Below are 583 nucleotides of genomic sequence, written 5' to 3'. Positions count from 1 at the left end.
TGCGACTGACTTTGATGGCGATACAACTTCTGCCACCATCCCAGTGACTATCGTCGACGATAAACCAGTCATCACGAATGTGGATGCAATCCAAGTTGATGAAGATGACTTGACGGGGATTGGTTCAGACCAAAATGATGCACTTTCCATCAACGGCCAATTTGCAACAACGCAAGGTTCTGATGGTGTCGTTAGTTATCAATTGGATGCTTCTGCCGACCCTGTCGCAGGGCTGACGTCTCAAGGCGTCGCGGTAACGATGACTGAAACGGCCAACCCAGACGGCAGTTTTACTTATCAAGCCACCGCGGGTGGTAACGCCGTCTTTACCTTGATTGTTAACGCAGATGGTTCTTATAACTTTACGCTAGAAGGCCCTATCGACCATGCCAATGGTAGTGACGAGCTAACGCTGAACTTCCCGATTATTGCGACCGATTTTGATGGTGATACCAGTTCAGCGGTGATCCCAGTGACCATCGTCGATGACCAACCAACTATCACAAACGTCGATTCTATTACGGTTGATGAAGACGATTTATCGGGCGTTGGTTCTGCTCAAGATGGTGTCGTTTCTATTGAC

General features: G+C 48.4%; 1 protein-coding gene. It reads left to right on the top strand.

The genetic code is table 11. The annotated features are described in order from the left end of the window. Nucleotides 1-583 (top strand): VCBS domain-containing protein (locus R7E78_RS28680; RefSeq protein ID WP_318058954.1); only part of this gene is annotated, 583 nt, incomplete at both ends.

The sequence above is a fragment of the Vibrio sp. YT-19(2023) genome, from assembly GCF_033337395.1.
The sequence above is the reverse complement of the archived record's forward strand: the minus strand, read 5'-3'. Positions and strand labels throughout refer to the sequence as shown.